Consider the following 26,253-nt stretch of genomic DNA (forward strand, 5'->3'; position numbering starts at 1 on the left):
ATATTGGGGTTAATCCGTTCCGCCAATCACTACCGTTGCGCCTTCCCCCGGCCTGTTCTCAATCCGGAAAACCGCGTCGGCGCCAAACGTCAGCTTCATCCTGATATAAATATTAAGCAGTCCCATACCGTCGAGTTTCAGCATCGGGACGGCGTTTGTCTCGTCGATTTCGCGGATTTTGCCATACAGGAGGTTCAGGCTTTCTTCGGAAAAACCGTTCCCGTTGTCCGATACTTCGATCTGCCATCTGTTGCCATACATGAAGCCGACGATGCGGATGCTCCAAGGAGGCTCCTTCTGCGTGCCGAATTTCACAGCGTTCTCGACAAGCGGCTGAACGATGAGCTTCGGACAATGCAGCAGCAAAATCCGCTGATCGATATCGAGGCCGAACTGCAGTTTTTGGCCGTAGCGGATCTGATTGATTTCCAGAAACTTTTTCGTATGAAGCAGTTCAGCCTCCAAATTGGAAACCGAGTTGTCGGAGGAGATGTACCGGAGGAAGCCGGACATGTTCTCCGTCATGGACACGATTTGCCCATTCATATTTTCTTCCGCCATCGCATGAATCGTTGCCAGCGTGTTATACAGAAAATGCGGATTCATCTGCGAATTTAATGCGACCAGCTTGGCCTGCAGTTCCTGGGATTGCGCCAGGAGCAGCTCATCCATCGATTGCTTCAGCCGCGCATTCATCTTCAGGAATGACCAGTGCAGCTGATCCAGTTCGCTCAGTCCGCTGTTCAGCTCTTTGGAAAAGGCTTTCGTGCTGCCCAAATCCTCGAGACTCATGTTCCGGACGGTGCGGTGGATTTTCATAATCGGCAAAGTGATTCGCTTGGCAGCCACGAAGGACAGAACGATCGCGAACAGAAGAATGACAGCCGCAATGAGCACGGTGCGCTTGGTGAACACGCCAATCGGAGCCAGCAGCTCCCGTTCGGATACGGCGATCGTCGTATGCCAGCCCGTTACGTCGGAATGGTGGCTGGTCAGCAGTTCCTTCTCCTTCGTTACGGGATTCAGAAACGTGCGGAGAGAATCCGGCATGCCGGAGACGCTGCCGTTCTCGAGCCGGATATAAGCGGCGCTCTGTTCCGACTCGTCCCCAAGCGGATAGATGATCCGGCCGCTGTCGTCGTATACGATAACCTTTGCCTGGTAAGGGTTCTGCTTCGTGAACTCGATCGCGGTTTTGAAGATGCGGTTATAGTATTGTTTTACTTCGACAATGCCCATGGGCGCGTTATAATTATCATAAAAAAGACGGAAGAGCGAGATGGAATACTGCTTCTCCCTCGATGAGATAAAGCGGGACATTTCCTCGTCGAGAACGGGCTGGCCGATCATTTTCCCCTTCTTATTGTCCATAACGGACCGGAACCATGGCTTGTCCTCCGGTTTGTAGGAACGCTCTCCGTTGTCGAAGCCGTTGCCGTAGGCTTTGTTATTGAAATCATAAAGGTAAAGCTGCTCGACCGGTCTTGAGGGCCCGATGGCCGCGGTCAGAATTTCGGACAGCTCCTTGGCGTTCTCGACCTGGATGCCTGCCGGCGGGCCGCCAGCCGTGCCTGCCGGCTGCGCATTTTCCAAATCGGACATATACTTTTTGAAATTGTTTTTGACCAAATTGGAGTACATCACATCAAGCGAGACATCATTCATTTTCGTTATTTCGGAATCGATCTGCCCCTGCATGGACTGGCCCATGCTGCCGAGTGAATCGGTTGCGCCCGCCCGCAGCAGGTCCGATGCCCACCAGTAGAACCAGATCACCAGCACGGTGAAAAAAACGATTATGATCAGGGAGTAGGTCATGAACAGAATCGATTGGATGTTTCTGAATTTATTCATGCGCATATCCTCCGGAAGCTGTCTTAGGCCGAGCATAACTGTATTGTCCGTCCCGGCTGGCGATTTGTCAAAAACTTTTTGAAAGCGCATTCGGTAAAATAAAGACAAAATAGGAATCCGTTTTCTCCATGGAAGATTAGCATGCCTGCTTTTATAATGAGGACGAAAGAGAAATGAAAGCGGATTCAATTATGATCATTAAGGGGAGCGATGTTATGAAAAGACGGTTATGGATGTTGTCCGTATTTTTGCTTGCCATTGTATGGATTGCAGGTTGCAGCGGGAATGGCTCCGGCAATGCGAAGAATAATGAAACGCCGACGAATGCCGCGAACGCAAGCAATGAAAAAAACACGGGGGAAACGCCCGCCAAACAAAACATTACGCTCACTTATCTTGCAAGCCAAGGCTGGATTTTCGATGCCGAAATGGAGCTCGCCAAAAAATTCGAGGAGCAGACGGGCATCAAAATCGACTATCAGATCATCCCCGCCGACCAATACTTCAATGTGCTGAAAACAAAGCTGAACTCGAAAGAGGGCCCGGACATCTTCGGCGGCCAAAGCGGCAAGAGCGAAATCAGCCTGAACTATAACGTAACGGAAAATGCGGTTGATTTGAGCGACCAGGAATGGACGAAGCGCGAAGATCCGCTTTCCCTCGAGCAGCTGTCACTGGATGGCAAAGTATACGCGCTTACGATTTGGGATACGGGCAACAGCTTTGTTATGGTTTACAACAAAAAGATATTCGAACAACTTGGCCTGGCCGTTCCGAAGACCTATGAGGAGTTCAAGCAAGTCTCCCTGAAAATCAAAGAATCGGGAATCACGCCGATCTACGAGCCGATAGCGGACGGCTGGCACCATGTGCTGTGGTTCTCCGAACCGGGCCCGAGGTACGACGAACTGACGCCTGGACTGTATGACGATTTGAACGCCAACAAGAAGAAATTCGCGGACGATCCGTCGATGCTGACTGCGCTTACCCAAATGAAAGAAATGTACGATCTTGGGTTTTTCGGCGACAACACCTTCTCGGATACGGGCGCCGATACGGGGAACAAGCTGGCAAGCGGCGAATATGCGATGTCGCTTTCCGCTCAGAGCGTGGTCGGCGATATCGTGAAAGCCAATCCCGAAATGAAGGAAGAGGACTTCGGCTTTTTCGTCATCCCGCTCGCCGACAATCAATTCTATTACATTAATCCGGGCGGTCCGAGCAAATTCATCTATTCGCAAGGCAAGCATATCGATGCGGCCAAGCAATATCTGGCGTTCCTCGCTCAGCCGGAAAATCTGCAGTTCCTGATCGACAATACCCCGTCGTTTACCAATCTGAACTTCCCGGGGCTGAAAGACAAATACAGCGACGCGCAGAAGGAACTGTTCGCTGCGTATCCGAAGAAGGGGACGGATGTTCAAAATATCGTGAACTACGTCAACCCGCAGTGGATGGATATGGGCAAAGACATCGCCGCCATGTTCGCAAATTCGATGGAACCCGCCGATATTTTGAAAAGCATCGATAAGCGCAGGGCAGACATGGCAAAAGTAGCGAAGGATTCGGCCTGGGCCGAATAAGCCTTTAGAGAAAAAAGGAGTGGGGATGAATGCAGCATGAGGAATAAAATCTATCCATTCTATTTTACGTGGGGCACGCTCGTCTTTTATTTGATTTTTTTTATCGTGCCGAGCCTGATGGGCTTTTACTACTCTTTCACCGACTGGAACAGCTATTCCGATGTTGTCAGCTTTATCGGGCTCGACAACTTCAAGGTGCTGTTCTCGGCCGATGAGAATTACGTCAGCTTTATCGCCAATACGGTCAACTTCACGATATCGACGGTAATCCTGAAGACGGTGCTGGGTCTCGCGTTTGCGCTCGTGCTGAACGAAGGCATCCGCATGAAGGGGTTTCACCGGGTCATGATCTTTATGCCGTCGATCGTGCCGATGCTGGTCGTGGGACTGATGTTCAAGTCGATCCTGAATCCGGCAACCGGGCTGCTTAACGAATCGCTGCGCTTTATCGGGCTGGATGCGCTGGCGCAAAAATGGCTGGTGGACGTGAACTGGGCGTTCAAGTCCATTATCGCCGTCGATACGTGGAAGGGCGCCGGCTACATCATGATCATCCTGCTTGCCGGGCTGCAGTCTATTTCCAGGTCTTATTACGAAGCGGCGGAGATTGATGGGGCCAATGCGTGGCACAAGTTGAAATACATTACCATTCCGCTGCTTATGCCGGCGCTGGTCGTGACCACGGTGCTGAACATGCTGCACGGCCTGAAGGTGTTCGAGGTCGTCTATGTTTTGACGAACGGGGGGCCGGGCTATGCGACGGATGTGCTTTATACGGCTATTTTCAAAGAGTTTTCGATGGGACGTTACGGGGTAGGAACCGCGCTATCCTCGCTGCTATTCCTGTTCATGACGGTTATCGGCTACTTTATCATCCGGTTAATGGCCAGGGAAGGAGCGCATGAGCAATGAAGAAGAATCCCCTGCAATACGCACTGAGGAACGGCTTTGCCTGGGTGCTGAGCATCATCATGTTCATCCCGCTCCTGCTCATTCTGGTCAATTCCTTCAAGGACCGGGTCGGGGCAAACTCGATGAGCATGAAGCTGCCGAAGACGCTGCATTGGAGTAACTATGCGACCGTCATCGAAGAAGGGAAGCTGGTGCAGTCGTTTTTCAACAGCCTGTTTTATACGACGGCATCGACTGTGCTCGGCATTGCGCTGGCCTCCATCGCCGCTTATATTTTTGCCAGAAACGCAACGAGGCTGAACCGGTTCCTGTATTTCTTCGTCATTATGGGAATCGCCATGCCGATCAATTTCGTTACCTTGACCAAAGTGATGCAGGTTACGCAGCTCATCAATACGCAGCTCGGTATTATTGTTTTGCTTGCCGTTATGTCGATTCCGTTCAGCGTGTTTCTGATCTACGGTTTCGTCAGCTCCGTGCCAAGGGAGCTCGACGAAGCCGGGATCGTGGACGGATGCCCGCCGTTCAGGCTTTTCTACAGCATCATCCTGCCGCTTCTAACGCCCGTTATCGTGACGGTGGGCATTTTGAATTTCATGGGTTCATGGAACGATTTTGTCCTGCCGCTCTACTATCTGAACGATACTGCGAAATGGCCGATGACACTTGCGGTATACAATTTCTTCGGAAGATTCCAGGTGAACTGGAATCTGGTGTCGGCCGATATCGTGCTGACGACGCTTCCGGTTATCGTCATTTATTTGCTTGGTCAGCGGTATATCATTTCGGGCATGACATCCGGCTCGGTAAAAGGATAAAACGGAATACCCCGCCGGAACCATTCCGGCGGGGTATGATGCTCAGGCACGGGGAGGAAGAATGATGAAGCTTCATTACGACAAGCCGGCCACGTTCTGGACCGAAGCGCTTCCAGTGGGTAACGGCAGGCTTGGCGCCATGGTGTTCGGCGGTACGGATCTGGAGAGGATTCAGCTGAACGAAGATACGTTATGGTCCGGCGGTCCAAGGGATTGGAATAACCCGAAGGCGAAGGAGGCGCTGCCGGAAATCCGGAAGCTGGTCAGTGAAGGCCGGCACGAGGAGGCTGAAGCGTTAAGCAAAGCTTCGATGATGGGCCCGTATACGCAGACGTATATGCCCTTTGGGGATCTTCATATCCGCTTTTATCATGGAAATATCGTAACCGGTTACCGCAGGGAGCTGGATTTGGCGGGCGGAGCAGCCCGCACGGCATACCGGGTCGGAGGCGTGGAATATACGAGAGAGGTTTTTGCATCCTATCCGGATCAGGTGATTATCGTTCAATTAAGGTCAAGCCGGGAAGGGATGCTGAGCTTTAAAGCCAGTCTTGGCAGTCCGCTGCGCTCGTCCCAAATTCCTTTGGACAACGCTTTGCTTCTGAGAGGGCGCTGCCCGGAATACGTGGCGCCGAACTATTGCGAGGCAGATGAGCCTATCGTATACGGGGACGAGGAGACAACTGCTGCCATGAGGTTCGAGGGCAGGCTGCAGGTCCGCCTGGAAGGTCCCGGCACATGGCGCGTCGACAGCGGCGGCCTTCATGTGGAGGGGGCTTCGGCTGCCGTATTGTACGTAACGGCTGCAACCAGTTTTAACGGTTATGACCGCTGTCCCGGCACCGACGGCCTTGAGCCTGGGCCCATCGCGGAGCGGCAGATGAATGCGGCGCTCGCCAAGCCGTACGGGGTGCTGAGGGAGGCTCAAGCCGCGGATCATGGCTCGTTGTTCGGAAGAGTCCGATTCCGCCTGGGGGCTTCCGCAGCACCGGAGACGCTGACGACTGACCGGCGCATTGCGGAGTACGGCGCGAAGGATCCGAGGCTCGTGGAGCTGCTCTTCCATTATGGGCGCTACCTGATGATCGCCTCTTCAAGAGCCGGCACGCAGCCCGCGAATCTTCAAGGAATCTGGAGCCATGAAGCCAGGCCGGTCTGGAGCTGCAATTACACGCTGAACATCAATGCGCAGATGAACTATTGGCCCGCGGAAAATTGTAACCTGTCCGAATGCCATGAGCCTTTGCTGGCTTTTATACGGGAATTGGCGGAGACCGGACGCAGGACGGCAGAGACCAATTACGGCTGCCGAGGCTGGACGGCCCATCATAATTCGGACATTTGGAGGCAATCCGCCCCTCCCGGCGATTACGGCCACGGCAATCCGCTATGGGCCAACTGGCCGATGGGAGGCGTCTGGCTGTGCGCGCACTTGTGGGAGCATTACCGGTTCGGCAAGGATACGGAATTTTTGGCGAGCCATGCTTATCCGGTTATGAAGGAAGCTTCGTTATTTTGCCTGGATTGGCTGCTTGAGGACGAAGAAGGCATACTCGTTACGTCTCCCTCGACGTCGCCCGAGCACCGGTTCAGGCTGGCGGACGGGCGGACTCCCGCGCTGAGCAAAGGCTCGACGATGGATATGTCGCTGATCCGCGAGCTGTTATCGAACTGCATCGAAGCTGCGGAGACTCTCGGGATAGATGGAGAACTGCGCAAGGAATGGATCGATGCGCGTTCCAGGCTGCTGCCCATGCGGATCGGAAGGCACGGGCAGCTGCAGGAGTGGGCGCAAGACGATGAGGATGAAGACCGGTACCATCGGCACGTATCCCATCTTTACGATATCTATCCCGGAGAAGGTTTGACGGAAGAAAAGGCCCCGGAGCTGTTCAAGGCCGCGCGCGTTTCGCTTGAGCGCCGCGGGGACGGCGGTACCGGCTGGAGCATCGGCTGGAAAGTGAACTTATGGGCGCGCTTCCGTGATGGCAATCGCGCGTTAGGTCTGCTGTCGAATTTGCTCAAGCTGGTGGAGGAGGATGGCGGGAAAATCGATTTTGTCAGCGGCGGGGTATACGCCAATTTATTCGATGCCCATCCGCCGTTTCAAATCGACGGCAATTTTGGGGCAACGGCCGGCATCGCAGAAATGCTTCTGCAGTCGCATGGGGGAGCCGTTCATCTGCTGCCCGCGCTTCCGGATGCTTGGCCGGAAGGTGAGGTTAACGGGCTGAGGGCCCGCGGCAGCTTCGAAATCGGCATGGTTTGGAAGGATGGGAGGCTGTCGGAGGCGACGATTGCATCCCTCAAGGGAGGGCCTTGCCGCATTCGAACGAATGGTGACTTTACCGTCATGTCGGGAGGCCGACCGGTCCAGGCGGAGGTTGAATCTGCCAAGGCAAACGGAGCAAATCATACGGATCGGATCTTCATCTTCCCCTCCGAGGCAGGCAAAACCTATAGGTTTAGCAGGTTGTAAAAATAGATTCCACAGGGAGGTTAAGCATGAAAATGCCTTACGAAGTACCTGAAGCGAAGAAGATCCGACTAATCGTCAATACGGATGCGAAAAACGAAGCGGACGACCAGTTCGCGATCGCCCATGCGCTGCTCACGCCCCAATTCCGGATCGTAGGCTTCATCGCCGCCCACTTCGGCACCGGACGGAGCGAAACTTCAATGGAAGACTCTTACGCCGAAATCGAAAACGTGCTGCGCATCATGAAGCTGGAAGGGCAGGCCGGCGTGTACCGCGGTGCGCCGTCGGCGCTGGCAGATGAAGAGACTGCTGTTCCTTCCGAGGGCTCCGGGCTGATTATCAGCGAGGCGATGAAGGATGATCCCGCACCGCTGTTCGTCATTTTCCTCGGACCGCTTACGGACCTGGCATGCGCATACCTGCAGGAGCCGCGCATCGCCGGCAGGCTGACTGCGGTTTGGATCGGCGGAGGCGCTTACCCGGACGGCGGCGAGGAATTTAATCTGAGGAACGATGTCAAAGCGGCCAACGTCGTATTCCGCTCCCCGATTTCAATATGGCAGGTGCCGAGAAACGTCTACAAAATGGTTCGCGTAAGCTTGGCAGAGCTCGCTGTAAGAGTCCGTCCGCACGGTGATATCGGCCGGTACCTATACGACCAGTTGGTATCCTTCAATATGCTTCCGACTCACGGGCCGAGATGGCCGAAAGGCGAAATGTGGATGCTTGGAGACTCGCCTGCCGTATCGCTCTTGCTTGACGATCACGAGTTTGAATACGATCTGACCGACCCGCCTCATATTACAGACGAGCTGCTCTACGAGCAAAGGCCGGCTGGAGGACGGAAAATCAGAGTATATCGTTACGTTGATTCCAGGTTCACGCTTGAGGACATGTACGCGAAGCTCGAATTATTTAATAGGGAAGAGTGAATAGGGAGGGTTTAATCCATGTCGATCCGCATCATAAACTGCAAAACGGAATATATGGTCAATCCGCTCGGCCTAGATACGGCCGTGCCAAGGCTGTTCTGGCAGCTGGAATCGGAGCGTCCGGGAACTGTTCAAACCGCGTACCGCATCCTTGTGGGCCATTCGCGCGAAGAACTGGACCGGGAGGAAGGAACGGCATGGGACAGCGGCATTACGTCCTCCGGCGACTCTGCGCATATCGCATACGGGGGCAAGCCGCTCGAAGCGGAAGCCGTATACATTTGGAAGGTGAAGGTGTGGGACGGAGAAGGCTTCGAGTCGGAATGGAGCGAGCCGGCGCTGTGGACGATGGGCCTGCTTGACCGCGGCGCATGGCGGGGGAAGTGGATCGGGCGCAAAGCGGAGCCAGCCGTCCAATTGCAGCCGCCGCCGTACCTTCGCAAATCGTTTAAGCTGAGGGGCGGCATCCGGCGTGCAGTTGCGTACGCGACGGCGCTTGGGATCTACGAACTTCAGGTAAACGGGCACAGGGTAGGCGATCGGTTCGCGCCTGGCTGGACGGATTACGATAAGCGTGTGCAATACCAAACTTACGATATTACGGATTTGCTGAAGGCTGGCGGCAATGCGGTCGGCGTCATTCTGGGGGATGGCTGGTATTCGGGTACCGTCGGTTTTCTGGGTAAAAGCGTATACGGGCAGCGGCCTTTTTTTCTACTGCAGCTGAATATCGATTATGAGGACGGCAGCAGGGAAAGCATTGCGACCGACGGCACGTGGAGAACGATGCGGGGGCCGATTGCCTATTCCGATATGATTCAGGGCGAAGCGTATGATGCCAGGCTGGAGCTCGGGGACTGGAGCACGGCGGAGTACGGGGATGAGGCTTGGGAAAAACCCGACGTCCGCGCGGGATATAACGGATTGATCGTAGCGATGGTCGAGCCGCCTGTGCGCATCACGCAAACGTTGAAGCCGATCAGCGTCAGAAAAACGGCTGCGGGCAGCTATATCTTCGACATGGGTCAAAATATGGTCGGATGGACGGAAGTGCGGGCTTCGGGCGCATGGGGAACAAGGATTACTTTGAGCCATGCCGAGATGCTGAGCCCGGACGGCTCGCTATACCTGGACAATCTGCGCAAGGCGGTCCAGCAGGACCATTACGTGATGAATGGCGAGGGCGAAGAGCAGTATGAACCGCATTTCACGTTTCACGGCTTCCGCTACGTCGAGGTGACCGGCTTCCCGGGCGTACCCGGACTGGATGACGTGACCGGCAAGGTGATCCATTCGGACACGCCGGCCGCGGGCAAGCTCGAAACCTCTGACGAGATGGTAAACAAGCTATATTCGAATATCACATGGGGCCAGCGGGGGAACTTTGTATCGGTGCCGACCGACTGCCCGCAGCGGGATGAGCGGCTTGGCTGGACCGGCGATGCGCAAATATTCGCGAGAACGGCCTCCTATAACATGGATGTGTCGCGCTTCTTTACGAAGTATGTGTGGGACATGATCGACTGCCAGCAGCCGTCGGGGGCTTTCACGGACGTCGCTCCGGATGCCGGATGGATACGCCACAAAATGTGGAATACCCGCCTAAACTGGTTCGCGCCGGATAACTCGGGCTGGGGGGACGCAGGGGTCATCATTCCTTGGACGTTATATCTCATGTACGGAGACATCCGTGTCCTTGAACGCCATTACGATGCGATGGCGCGCTGGGTGCAATATTTGAAGCAGAACAGCGACGGCCTGATCCGGCCGGATTACGCAAACTACGCGGATTGGCTGTCGATCGACGCGAATACGCCGAACGAAGTGCTCGCAACGGCTTATTTCGCCTACAGCGCCAAGCTGCTGTCGCGGATCGCGGGCGTGCTCGGCAAGCGGGAGGACGAACAGACCTACGACGAGCTTCATGCGGCGGTTGCCGATGCGTTCCGCGGCGCGTTCGTAGACGGCAGCGGGCAAATTCACGGGGATACGCAGACGGTATACGTGCTCGCGCTTCAGTTTGGCCTGCTGACGGAGCAGCTTCGCAAGAAAGCTATCGACAGATTGGTGGCCGATATCCGCGGACGGGGGAACAGGCTGTCGACGGGATTCCTTGGCGTCGGATACCTGCTGCCAGCGCTCACGGACAATGGGCATACCGAGGTCGCTTATGACTTGCTGTCACAGGAGGAGTTCCCCTCCTGGATGTATTCCATTAAGCATGGCGCGACGACGATTTGGGAGAGATGGGACGGCTGGACGGAGGAAAAGGGCTTCCAGACGCCTTCCATGAATTCATTCAACCATTATTCGCTCGGTTCGGTAGGCGAATGGATGTACAGGTATATGGCAGGAATCGAGGCCGATCCTGCTTCCCCGGGCTTCAAGCATGCAATCATCCGGCCAAGGCCGGGCGGTCGGCTGACCTGGGTGAAGGCGTCCTACGCGTCCAATTACGGGACGATCAGCACCGAATGGCACATGGAGCCTAACGGCGTATTCAAGCTTCAGGTGTCGATCCCCGCGAATACGACGGCAGACGTCTACGTGCCGGGCGAAGCGGCGCTCGTAAACGGGACCGAGCCGGGCATCAGTCCGGTTCCCGGCGGCAAGCAGGACGGCTGCTCCCTGTTCCGGCTTGGATCGGGACGATACGCCTTCGAAAGCATACAAGCGGGTATTCCCCATTGTTAATAGAGCGTTCTTAAATGAGCTGATGCCGCCAAAAGGCGGTGTCAGCCATTTGCGTTTACGGACGAAACGTGGCACACAGGTGCGTAAAATGCCGGATAGGAGAGGGATGACCGATGATAAGAAAATGGACGTTCGGATTAAACGGGAAACGGGTGCTTTTTGGCAAATTTCTATTGTCCTATGTTCTGATTCTGCTGATTCCGCTGCTTGTAGGCACGCATGCCTATTACCGGACGGTTCAAGTCGTTCGCGATGATGCCGCCGGGTTGAACCTGGCGGTGCTGGAGCAGAGCGAGGAGGCGCTTAATCGTCTGCTGACGGAAATCCGCGACATCGTTTCATTATTATCATTGGATTCGGAATTGCTTCATGCGATGATTACCGCCGATGCTTCGTGGCCGCCGCAAGCGCTGTACCAGTTCTCCCAGCTGCAAAAGAACGAATTGAACATGCTGTCAACGAACCAGTACTTCTCCGATCTGTTCGTTTATCTGGAGAGAAGCGAAGCTGTCATATCCGGCGACCGGATCGATAAGCTGAACGCGCATCCGCTGACGATCGGCGGTATTCCGTTTGGCCAGTGGCTGAAGGGTGCCCTGTCTGGAGAGCAGATGAATAGGTATTTACCGCTCAAGGACGTGAATGACGGAAGAACGCTGGAGGATTACGTGGCTTATGTCAGCCCTTTGCCCGCTGGTACCAACATGCGGGCCGACGGCGCCGTCGTCATTCTGATAAAGGAGAGTTCGATTGTCCGCTTATTTCACCGGCTGCTGGAGGAGGAAGGCTCGTTTGCTTATATTTTGAACGAGAAAGCGGAGATGATCGTATCCGCATCGGCAGGTGGAGAGCGGATCATGCCCTTAGACACGGAGGCTGGGAGAGCTTCGTTCGTCCGCATAAACGGAACGGAAATGTTCATTACCTCGGTACAATCTTCCGGCAAAGGCTGGTCCTATGTGGCCGGCCAACCAGCAGACAGCGTATTTTCCAAGGCCGAATACATTAAACGAATCAATTGGACGATTGCCTTAGCCGCTATGGCTGTCGGGTGCCTGATTGCTTTGCTGCTAGCTTACAGGAACAGCAAGCCTATCGCGGAGCTGCTCGATTCGATCAAGGAATTAACCGTCGTGGAGACAGGCAAACGGGCGTCCGCGATGGAGGTCATTCAAACGGCAGTGCATGAAATGATCACGAACAATAAAAGCATGAGCGTGTCCATCAAGCAGCAGCTTCCTCTCCTGCAATCAGCCTGCCTCGAACGGATGCTGAAAAGCGGATTCAATCATGAAGACGAAATGCGCGCCAACCTTGATCAGGCCCAAATCGGACTCATAGAGGACAACGTCACGGCAGCCGTCATCAAAATTCATCATTCCGGGTATATGCCGGAGGAGGAGCTGATCGCGGACAAAGTGAGAATGAAGCGTTTGCTGCTGCATGGGCTCGGGGAGGGGAGCTTTGTCCACGATCTGAAAGCCGAGAAGCTGGCGGTCGTGATCTCATTTCACGAGTCTGCGGCGGAGGACCGGTTCGCCGAAAGGATCGGGCAGCTCCGGCTGCTGCAGGAACGGTTTCTTTCTGAACATTCCATCATGACCTCCATCGGCATAGGCCAGGTCTACCACCGCGTACTGGACGTTTGGCGTTCGTACAACGAGGCGGCGCAAGCGCTGGAGCACGAGGATCCTGACGTCGCCCAGAAGCTGGCTCGATATGATTGCATCAGCCAGCATTCCAGCCACTATTATTATCCGCCCGACCTGGAGCTGAAGCTAATGAATGCGGTAAGAACGGGAGACTGCGAGGAACTGGGGCGCCTGCTGGAGCATATCGAAACGCAAAATATCAAAATCCGGCAGCTAAGCCCTTGGCGGAAAAAACAACTGATTGCGGAAATGCAGGGCACACTCCAAAAAATCAGCGGACAGATCGAATATTTATCGGCGGATGCCGGTCTGCAGCCGGAACTGCAGGGCGGGCTGGAAGCGGATGGGGAGGAATACAGCTATTCGCGTATCACTAAACAATTGCTTTCCATATGCGAACGGATAAAGCGGCAGAAGACAACGAAACATCAGGGCATGCTTGAGGGCATGAAGGCTTATATAGGCGAAAATTACGCTGACAGCAATCTCAGCCTAAGCATGATTGCTAGCGATTACAAGCAATCGGAAAGCTTCGTTTCTACCTTTCTTAAGGAGCAGCTGGGCATGACCTTCTCCGAATATTTGGAACAGCTGCGGCTGAACGAAGCTTGCTTGCTGCTGAAGGAGGAAGATCTGCCGATATGGGATATAGCCACCCGGGTCGGCTACAACAGCGATAAATCTTTCCGCAGAGCATTCAAGAGGGTGCTCGGGATACAGCCTACCTCCTACCGTAACGAAACCATAGCGTGCTCCGAATAAAAGGTGTGCTTCTCAAAAAAAACGTGTCCTATCAACGGTTTAAGCGCTCTTGGAAGCAAGGTGTGCTTGTGAAGAACTGTTCCTTTACCCCGTAGGGCATGCCGTTGTATGGTTTTTCGTGAGAGCGCTGCCAAAAAACGGCCTGGCATCATCGGCATAAGCGGCTGGCGCTGATCGAGTATTCGCATAGGGAGGATCGCATATGAATGACGCGGCGGCAGGACGTGCCGGAACAATCGCGGGAATTCGGCGGAAGGCCAAAAAACAAAAGGTACTGCTGCTGCTTCTCATTCCTGCAATCGCTTACTTTCTTGTTTTTCATTACATTCCGATCTATGGAATTCTGATCGCATTTAAAGATTTCCGCATGCAGGAAGGCCAAGGTTTTCTGGAGTCCGTTCTTCGTGCTCCTTGGGCAGGCGCCTACGGCTTGGATCATTTTAAAACATTTATTAACGGCCCCTATTTTCTGATGCTGCTGCGGAATACCTTTTTGCTTGGGCTGTACTCGATGCTGTTCGGCTTCCCGATTCCGATTCTGTTTGCCCTGCTTCTTAATGAAATACGGAAAAAGCATTACAAAAGCTTTGTCCAAACGGTCAGCTACCTGCCGTATTTTTTGTCCGTCGTAGCCGTGATCGGAATGATGAAAATGGTTTTGTCCCCAAGCACCGGTGTCGTTAACCTACTTCTGACCAAGCTCGGCGTAGAACCGATTTATTTCTTTGCCGATGCAAGCTGGTTCCGCTTCCTGTTCGTCAGCTCGGGCATCTGGACGGCGATGGGGATGGGCGCTGTTATCTATTTGGCGGCACTATCGAAGGTGGATTCCGAGCAGTACGAGTCGGCCGTCATAGACGGGGCTACCCGGCTTCGCCAAATGTGGCATATTACGCTGCCGGCGATCAAACCGGTCGTCGTGATCACCCTCATTCTCAATATGTCGGGCGTGCTCAGCGTAGGCTCGGAAAAGATCATCCTCATGTATAACTCGTTAACCTACGAGACGGCGGACGTGTTCTCGACCTTCGTTTACCGAAGAGGCCTGGTCGAGCTGGATTTCAGCTTCGGCGCAGCGGTCGATTTGTTCAATGCGGTCGTTAATATCCTCTTTCTGGTGACAGCAAACTATTTGGCAAGAAAGGCGGCGAACGAGAGCTTATGGTAAAAGACACATCCTTCGGGTCCAGAATGCTGGATATTACCGTCCATACCGTCATGGTTCTCATCGTGCTGATCACCTTATTGCCGCTGCTGCATGTCGTTTCGATTTCGTTCAGCAACCCGGATGACATTGTAAGAGGGAAAGTCGGTTTATGGCCATCGAACTTCAATCTTGACGCGTACTTTACCATTCTGTTTGAAAATGCCCATATTCCCCGTTCGTTTTTGAACTCTGTCATGATTACGCTTACCGGCACGGTATTGAATGTGCTGTTTACTACGATAACGGCTTACGCGCTTTCGAAAAAGGACTTGCTGTTCCGGCCGTTATTCCTGATGCTCTCGGTTTTGCCGATGTTTTTCACCGGGGGCATCGTGCCCCAATTTCTGCTTATCAAATCGCTTGGCATGATGGATTCCGTATGGGCCTTGACCGTTCCCGTCCTGATCAGCTCCTGGTGGCTCATCATCATGATTTCTTTTTTTAAAAATTTTCCGCTTGAGCTCGAGGAAGCTGCGAAGCTGGACGGCTGCGGCGAGCTGCAGACGTTAGTCCGCATCGTGCTTCCGCTGTCGATGGCAGGCGTCGTCACGATTGCCTTGTTCTACGGCGTTTCCCACTGGAATTCTTATTTCTCGGCTATGTTATACATGCGAAGCTACGACAATTATCCGCTGCAGCTGATTCTAAGAGAAATCGTGCTGCAGAGCACGTTGGCCGAGCAGCTGGCCTCGCAAGGAAACGCGGCCTTGGCAGAGGATATGAGCACCAAGCTTACGCCTGAAAGCGTCCAATACGCGACCCTGGTCGTATCCATCGTCCCCATGCTGGTTATTTATCCTTTTATACAGAAGTATTTCGTCAAAGGCATTATGATCGGATCGCTGAAAGGATGAGATTTTTTGAAGGAGGTGAAGCGCGAACGCATTATCCGGCCTAGCTTGCATGCTCAGGAAAACGTTAGTTCTGCCTTGAATCAATGATAAGGGGGATGGTTGAACATGGGAAAAAGGAATTGGAGAGTAACGCTGCTCGCGCTAATTTTGGTGATTGCGTCCATTGCGGCGGGCTGCAGCCAGTCAAATAACGGGAATGGGAAAACGACGGATTCGGGTTCCGAACCGGCTGCGACAAACGGCACGGCCGAAGAAAACGCCGCATTGAAGGTTTCGGTGGCAAGCATGCCCAAATATCCGCCGAACGAAATACCGAACGCTTACATTAAAGAGGTTGAAAAACGGTTCAATATGAAATGGGATTTTGAATCCATTCCGCTATCGGCGGGCATTGAAAAGTATAATGTGATGTTTGCATCCGGCGATTATCCCGATTTTATTCCGAACATGAACAGCCCGACCAGCGTGGCCAAATGGGCGTCGTCAGGCTATTTGCTGCCGATCGGCGATTACATCGACAAGCTGCCGAACTACCGCAAGCTGTTTTCCGATGCAGATTGGGAGCTTTTGCTTTCCTTCGGAAGCAGCAACGGCAAGCTTTATATGCTCCCAAGCACGGCAAGCAACGATCCAATGTCCTGGATTTACCGCAAAGACGCATTTGACAAAGCCGGCGTAACCGCGTTCCCGTCAACGATGGATGAGCTCTATGAGACGGCGAAGAAGCTCAAAACAGCCTATCCCGATGCGGTGCCTATCGGCGTGCGCGGAGGCACGGACAATAACGGCGTCAAAAACATGATGAACGGCTTCCGCCAGGCATTCCGCAATCCGCAAAACAGCAACACCCGCGGCTTCTGGAACGATCCGGACGAAGGCGGCAAGGTCGTTTGGAATCTGGCATCGACGAAGCACCGCGAAATGTTGGCCTTTATTGCCAAGCTGTACAAGGAAGGCCTGATCGAGAAGGAATTCGCGACGCTGACGCAGGATCAGTGGAAGGCCAAACGCTTGACCGGCAAGATCCTTATGGATTTCCAATACGCAAGCCATACGGTCGATCCGGGTTATGCCTTAACGGATATTCCGGGGGGCGAATGGGAGTACGCACGCAAACTTCCGAGCGCTTCGGACCAGCCTGCGCTCGAATTCAAGCCGCTCAACTTCTCGTTGTTCGGTCCGGTATTCAGCAGCAAGCTGGCTGACGAGCCGGAGAAGCTGGACCGTCTGATCGAGTACGTCGAGTGGGGGGCTTCGCCGGAGGGCCAGCTGTTCCATCAAGCGGGCCTGGAGAACGAGACCTATGTGAACGAAGGCGGTACGTTGAAATACAAGGACGGGCTCGACCGGCAGAAGGTGGCGGAGCAGTACGGCTTCGACTGGTGGCTGAACCAAAGCAGCGAATTCCTGAAATCCGATGCAGGGTATCTGAAGAAGCAGGAAGCGATGACCGAGTTCGCCTCTAATTTCAATGTCATTCCGAAAAACGCCGCGCTCACCGAGGAGGAACAGGAGACGGTCAACACTACGGTCAGCGCTCTTGAGGATGTCGCGCTGCAGTTTGCGACCAAAGCCGTCATGGGCATGGTCGATATCGGTAACGACGAAGCGTGGAACGGGTACCTGAGTGATTTGGAGAAGGTCGGCTTGAGCGATGCGCAAGCTATATTCGAGAAATATTTAGCCGAATAGGCAAAATGCATGGATACAAAGGAGCAACCCACATGACTACAATCTATTTGTCCTTGCCCGAACAGGCGGAGCCCCGCATTCGTTTCGGAACGGAATTGCTGAAGCAATCACTTCTGAAGCTGGGCTTCTCCGTACAAGAAACCGGACCGCTCACGCTGGCAAGTTACCGACAGCTGGAAGGAATCAAGATCGCGGTCGGAGACCGCCGCTGTTGTTCCTTTATCCGGGAATTGGAGGAGCACGAAGTGCTCCTCTACCACAAGGATGCGCCTGAAGGCGAAGGGTTTTATTTGGCGAAACTGCCCGGACGGTTGTTCGTGGTCGCCGGCGGCGGAGACACCGGAGTGCTTTACGGCTGTCAAGAGCTTGCCGCTCTACTGGCCGATAAAGGTGAGCTGCCGGATGAGCTGGCTTACGGGGATGCCCCGGTTATGAAGCTGAGGGGGCCTGTCGTCCCCCTTCAGAAAACGAAGGTGGAGCCGCCCAGAAGAACGTATGAGTACCCGATAACGCCGGGCAGATTTCCGTGGTTTTACGATAAACCGTTATGGGTGGCATTTCTCGACAGGCTGCTCGAGCAGCGCTGCAACGTCATTTATATTTGGACGGGGCATCCGTTTTCTTCGCTCGTGAAGCTGGAGGACTATCCGGAAGCGCTCGAGGTGACGGAGGAGGAGTTTTTCCTCAACGCGGAAATTTTTCAGTGGCTGGCGGAGCAATGCGACTGCCGCGGCATTTGGCTGGTGCTCAAATTTTATAATATCCATATCCCGCTGCCTTTCGCCGAAAAACACGGACTGGATCTGCATCAGCCGCAGCCGCTCCCCATCACGAGCGATTATCATATCCAGGCGATTTCCGCGTTCATCCGCAGCTACCCTAATGTCGGTCTGATGGTGTGCTTGGGCGAAGCGCTTCAAGGAGCGCTGTATGGGGTGGAATGGTTCAACGAGACGATTCTGGCAGGCGTGAAGGAAGGGCTGAAGGACCTTGACCGGAAAGAGCTGCCGCCGATTATCGTGAGGGCGCATGCGATCCCGTCGGAGAGGGTGATGGAAGCGGCGCTTCCGAATTATGCGAACTTGTATACCGAAGCCAAATTTAACGGAGAATCGCTGACAACCTTCACGCCCCGGGGAAACTGGCAGGAGACGCACCGGCATCTCGGCTCGCTTGGTTCGGTTCACCTGTTCAATGTGCATATTCTGGCCAATCTGGAGCCTTTCCGCTTCGGAGCCCCGTCGTTTATCCAGAAATGCGTGCAGGCTGCCAAATACCGGCTCGGCACGAACGGAATTCATCTTTATCCGCTATTCTACTGGGATTGGCCGTATTCCCCGGATAAAACTACGCCTCGGCAGCTGCAAATGGAACGGGATTGGATCTGGTTTTCGGCGTGGTTTCGTTATGCGTGGAATCCAGATCTGAACCCGAAGCTTGAACGCGAATACTGGATCAACGAGCTGGCTGGCCGCTATGGCAGCAGGGAAGCGGGCGAAGCAATCCTGGATGCATATGAAGCGTCGGGCGAATGTGCGCCTAAGCTGCTGCGGAGATTCGGCATTACGGAAGGCAACCGCCAGACGATGAGCCTCGGCATGACGATGAGCCAGCTGACGAATCCGGAGCGGTACCGCCCTTGGAAGGAGCTATGGGAATCCCAGTCGCCGCAAGGGGAGCGGCTGGAGCAGTATGTCGAGCGGGAGCTGCTTGGGGAGGCACATATCGGGGAGACGCCGGTCGACATCGCGGACAACGTTGATTATCACGCCGACAAGGCCGTGCGGGCGATCGGAAGGGCCAAGGCCCACGTCACGCGCGGACAGGAAGAATTCGAACGAATCGCTTCTGATGTGTCGGCGATCGCACTGATGACCCGTTCGTATACGCATAAGGTTCGGGCCGCTATCCGGATTCTCACCTACAAGCGCATGTCGGGGACCGATTTTTTGGCTCACGCGGAGCTGCTTGAACAAGCGCTGCCCGATTTCCGGAAAAGCCTCGACTATTATCGCGAGCTTGTTGCATTGACGGACAATACGTATCTTTATGCGAACAGCATGCAAACCCCGCAGCGCAGAGTGCCGTTTCCGGATGGCGAGAAGTACGGGCATTGGCGCGCTTGCCTTCCGATTTACGAAGTGGAGTATGCAAACTTCTCCGTGAATGTGGAGCAATTGAGGCAAAGCAGACTGCCACGGAAGGTGCTGGAATCGGAACAGGACATCGTGCCTTATGTGCAGGCCGGCTTCACGCTACATTCGAGCCATGCGGAAACGTATGAGGTCCGGAATCAAGCCAAGCTGTTCATGGACGGGGAAATCCTTGCCTCGCAAGTGGCGGAAGAGCTTGTCGGCCTGACCGGCATTCGTCTGAGCCGGGAGCAAGCGGTCAAGGAAGGCATAAGCCTCGAACTTGAGTTAAAGGAGCCCGCCCGGGTACTCGTCGGATATTTCAATTCCGCGGACGCGGAATGGCTGAAGGTACCGAATTTGGAGGAAAATACGCATGCTGACGACCGCGGAGGACTGTCGCCCGTTATCAAAAACGGGGTGAGCGTTTTCTTTTACCCGAACGTGAACGTGCATGCCTTTGCCTACGAGCCGGGACGCCATACGATCGTATTCGGCCGAGGCGCTTATTTAATCGTTGGCATCATTAAAGCGGATCAGCCTTTGCATGTCCGGGATTTGGCCGGAGCAAGCAGCTTGGATACGCTTGATTGGTTGTACGAGAATTAATAGTAATGGGAATGATCCGCTGTCTCTCCCCTATCATACAACTTTTGCGGCAAACATATATTCTGTCGTACCGTTAATGCAAGCTGCGTTCTCGGACGCCTGACGGATGTAAGCCATTGAAAGCTTGAAAGGGGATAGCAGTTATGCGAAATCATTCGGGCGGCCGTAAACCAGAGTGGATTCCGCTTGCTTCGCTCGAGGACATGGCCCAAAAGGATTACGACGTACTCATCGTCGGCACCGGAGCCGGAGGGGGCGCGGTGCTCTGGCGGTTGCTGGAACAACTTGGAGCGGGCAGGATAAAAATCGGCGTGATCGAGAGAGGCGGTTTGCTGCTGCCGACGCATGTGTGGAATATCGCAACTATGACCGACGAGATCGCGAATGATATATTTTACGACGTTTCCGTAGAGCCTCCCGGTTATATGTCGCCGCAAACCTACGCGTTAGGCGGTAGAACGTTGTTTTGGGGCTTGGCCGCACCCCGGATGGACGCCTCCGATCTCGCCCAATGGCCGGTACCTTTGCAGGAAATGAATGCATATTACAATCTAGCGGAAAAGGCCATGAGCGTCTCGGCTGAATATATGAAAGGCTCGAGTCTCGAATCGATTTTGTTAAATCGACTTCAGAGCGGCGGTTACCCCGAGGCCGTCGATGCACCTATGGCGATTAATGTGGAACCGACCAAATACGGGATGGTTAATTCCAATCCTTTTTTTAGCTCGATCGTATGGTTGGCACAAATCGTAAATGCTTCCTTCGATCTGGCGGTCAATGCTCGGGTCGTTGAGGTAATAAAGGATAAGGACAGAGCGGCCGGGGTTTGCATAAGGACGCCGGATCAGAAGACAACGTGGCTGAAGGCGAAAAATGTCGTGTTGGCGGCAAGCAGCTTTGGAACGCCGCATATTTTGCTTCAATCCGGTGTACAATCCCATGCCGTTGGCCATTACTTAACGAATCATTCACGCGTAATGGCGCTCGGAAATGTGCAGCGAGATCAATTTCCTGAAGTTTTCGGACCGGCTCATATCATCATACCGGCGAAGGACGACAGGCCGTACCAGATACAGCTTGTCGGGCCGGGCGGTTACTTTAAAGTGCAAAAGAAGATCCAGCCTCTGCAGCGGAATGCGGATATCGCCTTCTACTGCTCGGGAAAGGTGGAGAGCCGTTTCGAGAACCGCATCTCCCTTGATCCGTATCATGTAGATGACGATGGCGTCCCGAAGTTGAAAATCGATTTTTTGTACAGCGAACGCGATCAAGAGACTATTGAACTCATGAAGAAAGGGGTGGGGGAAGCAGCGGATGCGGCGGGCATTGCCCTCGTTGCGCAAAGTGATCAGCAGACCGTATTCTTGCTGGATCCCGGTCTGGAAAATCACGAAGTCGGCACATGCAGGATGGGTATTGACCCTTTCACGTCGGCAACCAACCCGTACGGACAGATTCATGGCGTGCAAGGGCTGTTCGTGGCGGACAATAGCGTTATACCTACCAGCGGAACTGCCAATCCGACGCTTACAACCGTTGCGCTGGCGATCCGTACGGCCGATCACATTATCAAGCACCGCTTGCGGTCTTAAATTAGTCCATAGGCCTCCACCCATCTGCGGAACTTCGATAAGCCGACTGCCGGCTCCTCTAATGGCTTGTATTCAAGGCCGACATAACCCTGGTAACCGGTTTTCGCAATGGCATTCAGAATCGAGATATAATTAAGCTCGCCGATATATGGCTCATGTCTCCCAGGTACGCCTGCGATGTGAAAATGCCCGATTCGGGTAATGTTCTCCGTGATCGTATCGATGATATTGCCTTCCATGATTTGCATGTGATAAATATCGTACAGTACTTTGACGTGAGGGCTGTTCACTTCGTCGATGATACGGAAGGCCTCGTTGGACTGGTTTAAATAATATCCCGGATGATCGACAATGGTATTGAGCGGTTCGAGCACGGCCATCATGTTCGCCTCTATGAGCAGCGGTTCGACGCTTTTTAATCCTTCTACAATGCTGCTGTGCTGGTCCTCCCCGGATACCCTGTCAAGGGGACCGGTAATCGTAATAATTCTTCTGCATCCCAGTTGCCTTGCAACGGAAATAGCCTGTTTGAAGCCCGCAATTAGAGCGGGTCTTTGAGCCGGATCCGTTAAGCTGACCGGTTTGCCCAAAATAGTCGCGACTTGAATCCGAAGCGCATTTTGGATAGTAACGAATTCGTGGATATTATGATCCGCCCAGCTGAAATATTCAACGGCATGAAATCCGAGGCGTTTAATTTCAAGCATGCTTTGAAAGACGTTCTTGTTTGGATATATCGCTTCAAGGACAACCGAAAACCGCATGTTCTTTCCTCCATTTCCCAAGGTAAAGGCATATCTCTGCGACACACATCCTTTATGCGCATGATAGACTATATGCCACGCGTGGAAGTCCTATTTATTTATCGGACGAATTTTGAGCCTGAATGTAGCCATAAGATTATTTCTTTATATTTAGCTTGTTCTTCAGTAGATGATAACTGTGATTTAACAGCTAAAAGGATTAAAACGCAGGAAATCGTAGCTATCCAAATGTTTATTTGGTAAAACAATTACATTTGCGCAAAATCCGTGACCTTTGACTCACTTTCCCGTAATATCCCATATAGCGATTTTTCGTCGCATATTCTAAGAGATGCTTGGAAGGGGAGAGATGTCATTGAGCTTCATGGATCAGAACCAAAACCAGCCGCAGAATCACAGCATGGGCGCCGGCCGCAGGCCGCCGGAGCTAAAGCCGGGGACATTAAAGAAAATTTTGATTGGCGCAGCCGCGGCAATCGTCGTGATTTACGTAGGATCAACGTCCTTCTATACGGTGCAGGAGCAGGAGCGGGCTGCCATTCTTACCTTTGGCAAATACTCGAATGAAACTTCGGCCGGTCTTCATTTCAAATGGCCGTATCCGATCCAACAGGTCATTACCGTACCGGCGGAGCTGACCCAGCGGATTCATATCGGCTACCGTCAAGAGGGATCGGAAGCAATTCCGGTCGACGAGGAAGCGATGATGATTACGGGCGATGAAAACATCGTGTCGGCGGACGCAGTCGTGCAGTGGAAGATCAGCAATATTCACGATTATTTATATAATATCTCGGATGCGGAGCAATTTTTGCGTAATGCCGCTAGCTCTTCAATCCGCGCGGTCATCGGTTCGGAGAAGCTTGATTATGCGATCACGGACGGAAAAACAGTTATTCAAGACAAGGTCCGCGAGAAGCTGATCGAGCTGCAGGCGAAGTATCAGACCGGTATTCAAATTATCGATATCAAGTTCCAGGATATCGAGCCGCCGAGCGGGCAGGTAGCGGAAGCCTTCCGCGAAGTAACGAATGCGCGAGAGGAAAAAAACACGAAAATCAATAATGCCGCGAAATACGAGAATGACCGGATACCGAAAGCGCGCGGGGAGGCGCAGGCTCTTCTGGAAAACGCTGAAGGCCAGAAGAAATCGCGTATCCTGAACGCGGAGGGCGACGTCGCCAAATTCAACGCGATATACGGCGAGTACAAAAACAATCCGAACGTAACCCAAAGCCGGTTGGTGCTGGAGACGCTGGAGAAAATATTGCCGAATGCCAAAATCTTTATTACGAATTCAAACAGCGATACCGTAAACTATTTGCCATTAAACGAGCTGTTAAAAAGCGGCAGCACTACTACGCCGCCGGCCACGACGCCGCCAGCCGCGGAAGCTCCTCAAGGAGGTGACGCGCAATGAAAAGAAACCATTGGATAGCGCTGGTCATTGTGCTGGCCGTTGTGATTCTGGGCTCAGGCTCGATGTTTATCGTCAAGGAAGGCGAATACAAGGTTGTGCTTCGGTTCGGCGAGGCGATGCGAGCCGTTCCCGAGCCGGGTTTGAAGTTCAAGCTGCCTTTCATTGAAAACGTATCGACGCTGCCGAAGTATCAAATGACGTATGAGAGCAGCCCGACGACCATTTTGACAAAGGATCAGAAACCGATCGTCGTGGATAACTATACCGTGTGGCGCATTACGAACGCATCGCAGTTTTTGAGAACGGTGCAATCGGTCAGCGGGGGTATCCAGCGGATCGACGAGGCAGTGTACAACTCCGTTCGCCGCAAGCTGTCGGAGGTCAATTACGACAACATCATCAGCGAGAATACGGCACGGGGCAATATCAATGACGAGATTACGAAGGATGTCGTGACGGCATTGACGAGAGACAACTATGGTATCGAAGTGATCGACGTCCGCATCAAGCGCACCGATTTGCCGGAGGAGAACAAGCAGAGCGTATATAACCGCATGATCTCTGACCGTCAGTCCATTGCGGCACGCTACTTGTCCGAGGGTGACGAGGAGTCGCGCAAAATAACGTCCAAAGCGGACCGTACCGCAACGGAGCTGCTTGCCCAGGCGCAAGCCGACGCGAAAAAAATCGTCGCGGAAGGCGAGCGGGAAGCTGCCATTATTTATAACAAAGCATACGGCAGCGATCCGCAGTTCTACAACTTCTACCGGACGCTCGAAAGCTATACGACCACGCTGCAGAATGAGCCGGTCATCATGATTCCAATCGATTCGCCTTACGCAAAAATTTTGCTAGGCCAATAATCTGTGGTCCCCTTCGCTTTGGCGGAGGGGACTTTTTATTTTCAGCACTTTTGGGCTGGAGCAGGAAGAGAACGAAGTCAGGAAGAGCAGGAAGAACAGGATGAGCAGGAAGAGCAGGAGCAGCAGCAGGAAGTGCAGGAAGTGCAGGAAGAGTAGTAAGAGTAGGAAGAGTAGGAAGAGCAGGAGAGCTGTAGGAGCAGGAAGAACAGGAAGAGCAGTAGGAGCAGGAGCAGGAGCAGGATGAGGAGAAGGAAGAGCAGGAAGAGCAGGAAGAGTAGGAAGAGCAGGAAGAGCAGGAAGAGCAGGAAGAGCAGGAAGAGCAGTGAGAGCAGGAAGAGTAGGAAGAGCAGTAGGAGCAGTAGGAGCAGGAGCAGGAGAAGGAAGAACAGGAAGAACAGGAAGAACAGGAAGAGCAGTAGGTGCAGTAGGTGCAGTGCAGTAAGTGCGGGAGATGCAGTAGGTGCAGTAGGAGCAGGATAAGGATAAGGATAAGGATAAGGATAAGGATAAGGAGGAGCTGAAGCGGGATGGTTTATGTTTTTAACACTAATGGGGAACGAACCCAACGTTCGAAAAAGAATCTTCTCGCTCTTCGCTGTTATGTCACTCTAATCCGTCACAAGCCGCAGTCCTTCCAATATCTAAATCAATATAGCTGGAATTTCTCCCGCTAAAATAATACATATCGCTTTGTTCTAGCATTTAGGTGGAAATTCTCCATCTAAATTCAAGACAGTAAGAGGTTTTTAGATAATGCAATTAAATAACGGGAGAATTTCCATTTAATTCTTATAATCGACGGAATGTTGCTTCATTAACGGGAGAAACTCCATCTAAGCACCCATCTGCAAACTGCGAGGTCAATTTTCCCCTTTAACGGAAAGAGAGATAAGCCTATCATCCTATCAACGACATCGTTCAATCCTGCAGCAGCAGCGCCACCCTACACTGCAGAAACTGCAATAGAAACATGACATGACGCTCGACGTGAGAAGCTACGCTGCAGTTAGTACAGTAAAAAGGGCACTTTTCCTCTGTAAAACATCTCAAACTGACGATACTGTTGTACAAACTACACTGTAGAACGGGCTCTGGCTCTGCAGGCAAGAATCTATTGTACTAAATACAGTGTAAAGCGAGAGATGTATTTTCAGTAGGGAAGTTGAGCTGCAAGCATTATCGTAAAGAGGACATGCCTCCTCAAAAGGGAAGCTGAGCTTATCAAAAAACAATGGCCGTTTCATCTTATAGTGCTTCTCCCTCGTCTTTCTCATCATTTTCGCGTATTTGCCTAATAGCCTTTCTATCTCGCAAAAAACGGTAAAATCGGCTCAAATTTTCATAGGCGCGCTTCCGATCCTAATCGTATATCCGTTCCTTCAGAAGTTCTTTGTAAAAGGCTTGGTTATGGGTTCGGTAAAAGAGTAAACCCTT

At 53.1% G+C, this 26,253-nt stretch carries 18 protein-coding genes and 1 pseudogene; 17 read left to right on the forward strand and 2 right to left on the reverse strand.

Annotated elements, in window-relative coordinates; genetic code table 11:
• Positions 1-9 precede the first annotated feature (9 nt).
• Entirely contained in the window at positions 10-1,854 is a 1,845-nt protein-coding gene (locus MRBLPE1_RS15705; protein WP_364146748.1) for a sensor histidine kinase, read from the reverse strand.
• Positions 1,855-2,069: 215 nt separating this feature from the next.
• Here MRBLPE1_RS15705 and MRBLPE1_RS15710 point away from each other — a divergent pair, with 215 nt between their 5' ends.
• The 12 genes from MRBLPE1_RS15710 (at position 2,070) to MRBLPE1_RS15765 (ending at position 21,772) form a co-directional block, all read left to right on the forward strand.
• Positions 2,070-3,437 carry an ABC transporter substrate-binding protein gene (locus MRBLPE1_RS15710; RefSeq protein ID WP_364146751.1) on the forward strand — a complete coding sequence of 456 codons (1,368 nt, stop codon included), beginning with the start codon at positions 2,070-2,072 and terminating at the stop codon, positions 3,435-3,437.
• Between the two features lie 36 nt (positions 3,438-3,473).
• Entirely contained in the window at positions 3,474-4,349 is an 876-nt protein-coding gene (locus tag MRBLPE1_RS15715; RefSeq protein ID WP_364146753.1) for a carbohydrate ABC transporter permease, read from the forward strand.
• The gene (locus MRBLPE1_RS15720; protein ID WP_364146755.1) at positions 4,346-5,167 is read left to right on the forward strand and encodes a carbohydrate ABC transporter permease; all 822 of its coding nucleotides are present in this window, start codon (positions 4,346-4,348) and stop codon (positions 5,165-5,167) included. The genes MRBLPE1_RS15715 and MRBLPE1_RS15720 overlap by 4 nt, the downstream gene beginning before the upstream one ends.
• A gap of 64 nt (positions 5,168-5,231) precedes the next feature.
• Positions 5,232-7,646, forward strand: coding sequence for a glycoside hydrolase family 95 protein (locus MRBLPE1_RS15725; RefSeq protein ID WP_364146758.1), 2,415 nt, complete (start codon positions 5,232-5,234; stop codon positions 7,644-7,646).
• A 26-nt stretch (positions 7,647-7,672) separates the two neighbouring features.
• A complete protein-coding gene (locus tag MRBLPE1_RS15730) occupies positions 7,673-8,578 on the forward strand; it encodes a nucleoside hydrolase (protein ID WP_364146760.1) in 906 nt (301 codons plus the stop codon).
• 18 nt (positions 8,579-8,596) lie between these two features.
• Positions 8,597-11,272: a glycoside hydrolase family 78 protein gene (locus MRBLPE1_RS15735; RefSeq protein WP_364146762.1), complete on the forward strand. Its 2,676-nt coding sequence runs from the start codon at positions 8,597-8,599 to the stop codon at positions 11,270-11,272.
• Positions 11,273-11,385: 113 nt separating this feature from the next.
• Positions 11,386-13,686: a helix-turn-helix domain-containing protein gene (locus MRBLPE1_RS15740; protein WP_364146765.1), complete on the forward strand. Its 2,301-nt coding sequence runs from the start codon at positions 11,386-11,388 to the stop codon at positions 13,684-13,686.
• A gap of 202 nt (positions 13,687-13,888) precedes the next feature.
• The gene (locus MRBLPE1_RS15745; protein ID WP_364146767.1) at positions 13,889-14,854 is read left to right on the forward strand and encodes an ABC transporter permease; all 966 of its coding nucleotides are present in this window, start codon (positions 13,889-13,891) and stop codon (positions 14,852-14,854) included.
• Entirely contained in the window at positions 14,848-15,747 is a 900-nt protein-coding gene (locus MRBLPE1_RS15750) for a carbohydrate ABC transporter permease (protein ID WP_364146770.1), read from the forward strand. The genes MRBLPE1_RS15745 and MRBLPE1_RS15750 overlap by 7 nt, the downstream gene beginning before the upstream one ends.
• A 105-nt stretch (positions 15,748-15,852) precedes the next feature.
• On the forward strand, positions 15,853-17,439 hold the full coding sequence (locus MRBLPE1_RS15755) for an extracellular solute-binding protein (protein WP_364146772.1): 1,587 nt from the start codon (positions 15,853-15,855) through the stop codon (positions 17,437-17,439).
• 32 nt (positions 17,440-17,471) lie between these two features.
• On the forward strand, positions 17,472-20,180 hold the full coding sequence (locus MRBLPE1_RS15760; RefSeq protein WP_364146774.1) for a hypothetical protein: 2,709 nt from the start codon (positions 17,472-17,474) through the stop codon (positions 20,178-20,180).
• Between the two features lie 143 nt (positions 20,181-20,323).
• Positions 20,324-21,772 (forward strand): GMC family oxidoreductase, encoded by a 1,449-nt coding sequence (locus MRBLPE1_RS15765; RefSeq protein ID WP_364146777.1) that lies wholly within the window; start codon positions 20,324-20,326, stop codon positions 21,770-21,772.
• Here the strand turns inward: MRBLPE1_RS15765 and MRBLPE1_RS15770 are convergent.
• Positions 21,769-22,536, reverse strand: coding sequence for a hydroxypyruvate isomerase family protein (locus tag MRBLPE1_RS15770; protein ID WP_364146780.1), 768 nt, complete (start codon positions 22,534-22,536; stop codon positions 21,769-21,771). The genes MRBLPE1_RS15765 and MRBLPE1_RS15770 overlap by 4 nt on opposite strands.
• 364 nt (positions 22,537-22,900) lie before the next feature.
• On the opposite strand from MRBLPE1_RS15770, the gene hflK reads away from it, so the two are divergent.
• From hflK to MRBLPE1_RS15795, 5 genes and pseudogenes are all read left to right on the forward strand, one after another.
• Complete coding sequence (gene hflK, locus MRBLPE1_RS15775) at positions 22,901-23,956, forward strand: FtsH protease activity modulator HflK (protein WP_364147343.1); 1,056 nt, start codon at positions 22,901-22,903, stop codon at positions 23,954-23,956.
• Positions 23,953-24,819 carry a protease modulator HflC gene (gene hflC, locus MRBLPE1_RS15780; RefSeq protein WP_364146783.1) on the forward strand — a complete coding sequence of 289 codons (867 nt, stop codon included), beginning with the start codon at positions 23,953-23,955 and terminating at the stop codon, positions 24,817-24,819. The genes hflK and hflC overlap by 4 nt, the downstream gene beginning before the upstream one ends.
• A 3-nt stretch (positions 24,820-24,822) precedes the next feature.
• Complete coding sequence (locus tag MRBLPE1_RS15785; RefSeq protein ID WP_364146786.1) at positions 24,823-24,975, forward strand: hypothetical protein; 153 nt, start codon at positions 24,823-24,825, stop codon at positions 24,973-24,975.
• Positions 24,976-25,059: 84 nt separating this feature from the next.
• Positions 25,060-25,299, forward strand: a complete 240-nt coding sequence (locus MRBLPE1_RS15790) for a hypothetical protein (RefSeq protein WP_364146787.1) — start codon at positions 25,060-25,062, stop codon at positions 25,297-25,299.
• Between the two features lie 825 nt (positions 25,300-26,124).
• Positions 26,125-26,247 (forward strand): annotated as a pseudogene (locus tag MRBLPE1_RS15795) (carbohydrate ABC transporter permease); the annotation flags it as partial.
• Positions 26,248-26,253: the final 6 nt, after the last annotated feature.

The organism is Paenibacillus sp. LPE1-1-1.1, from assembly GCF_040676435.1.
Lineage (GTDB): Bacteria > Bacillota > Bacilli > Paenibacillales > Paenibacillaceae > Pristimantibacillus.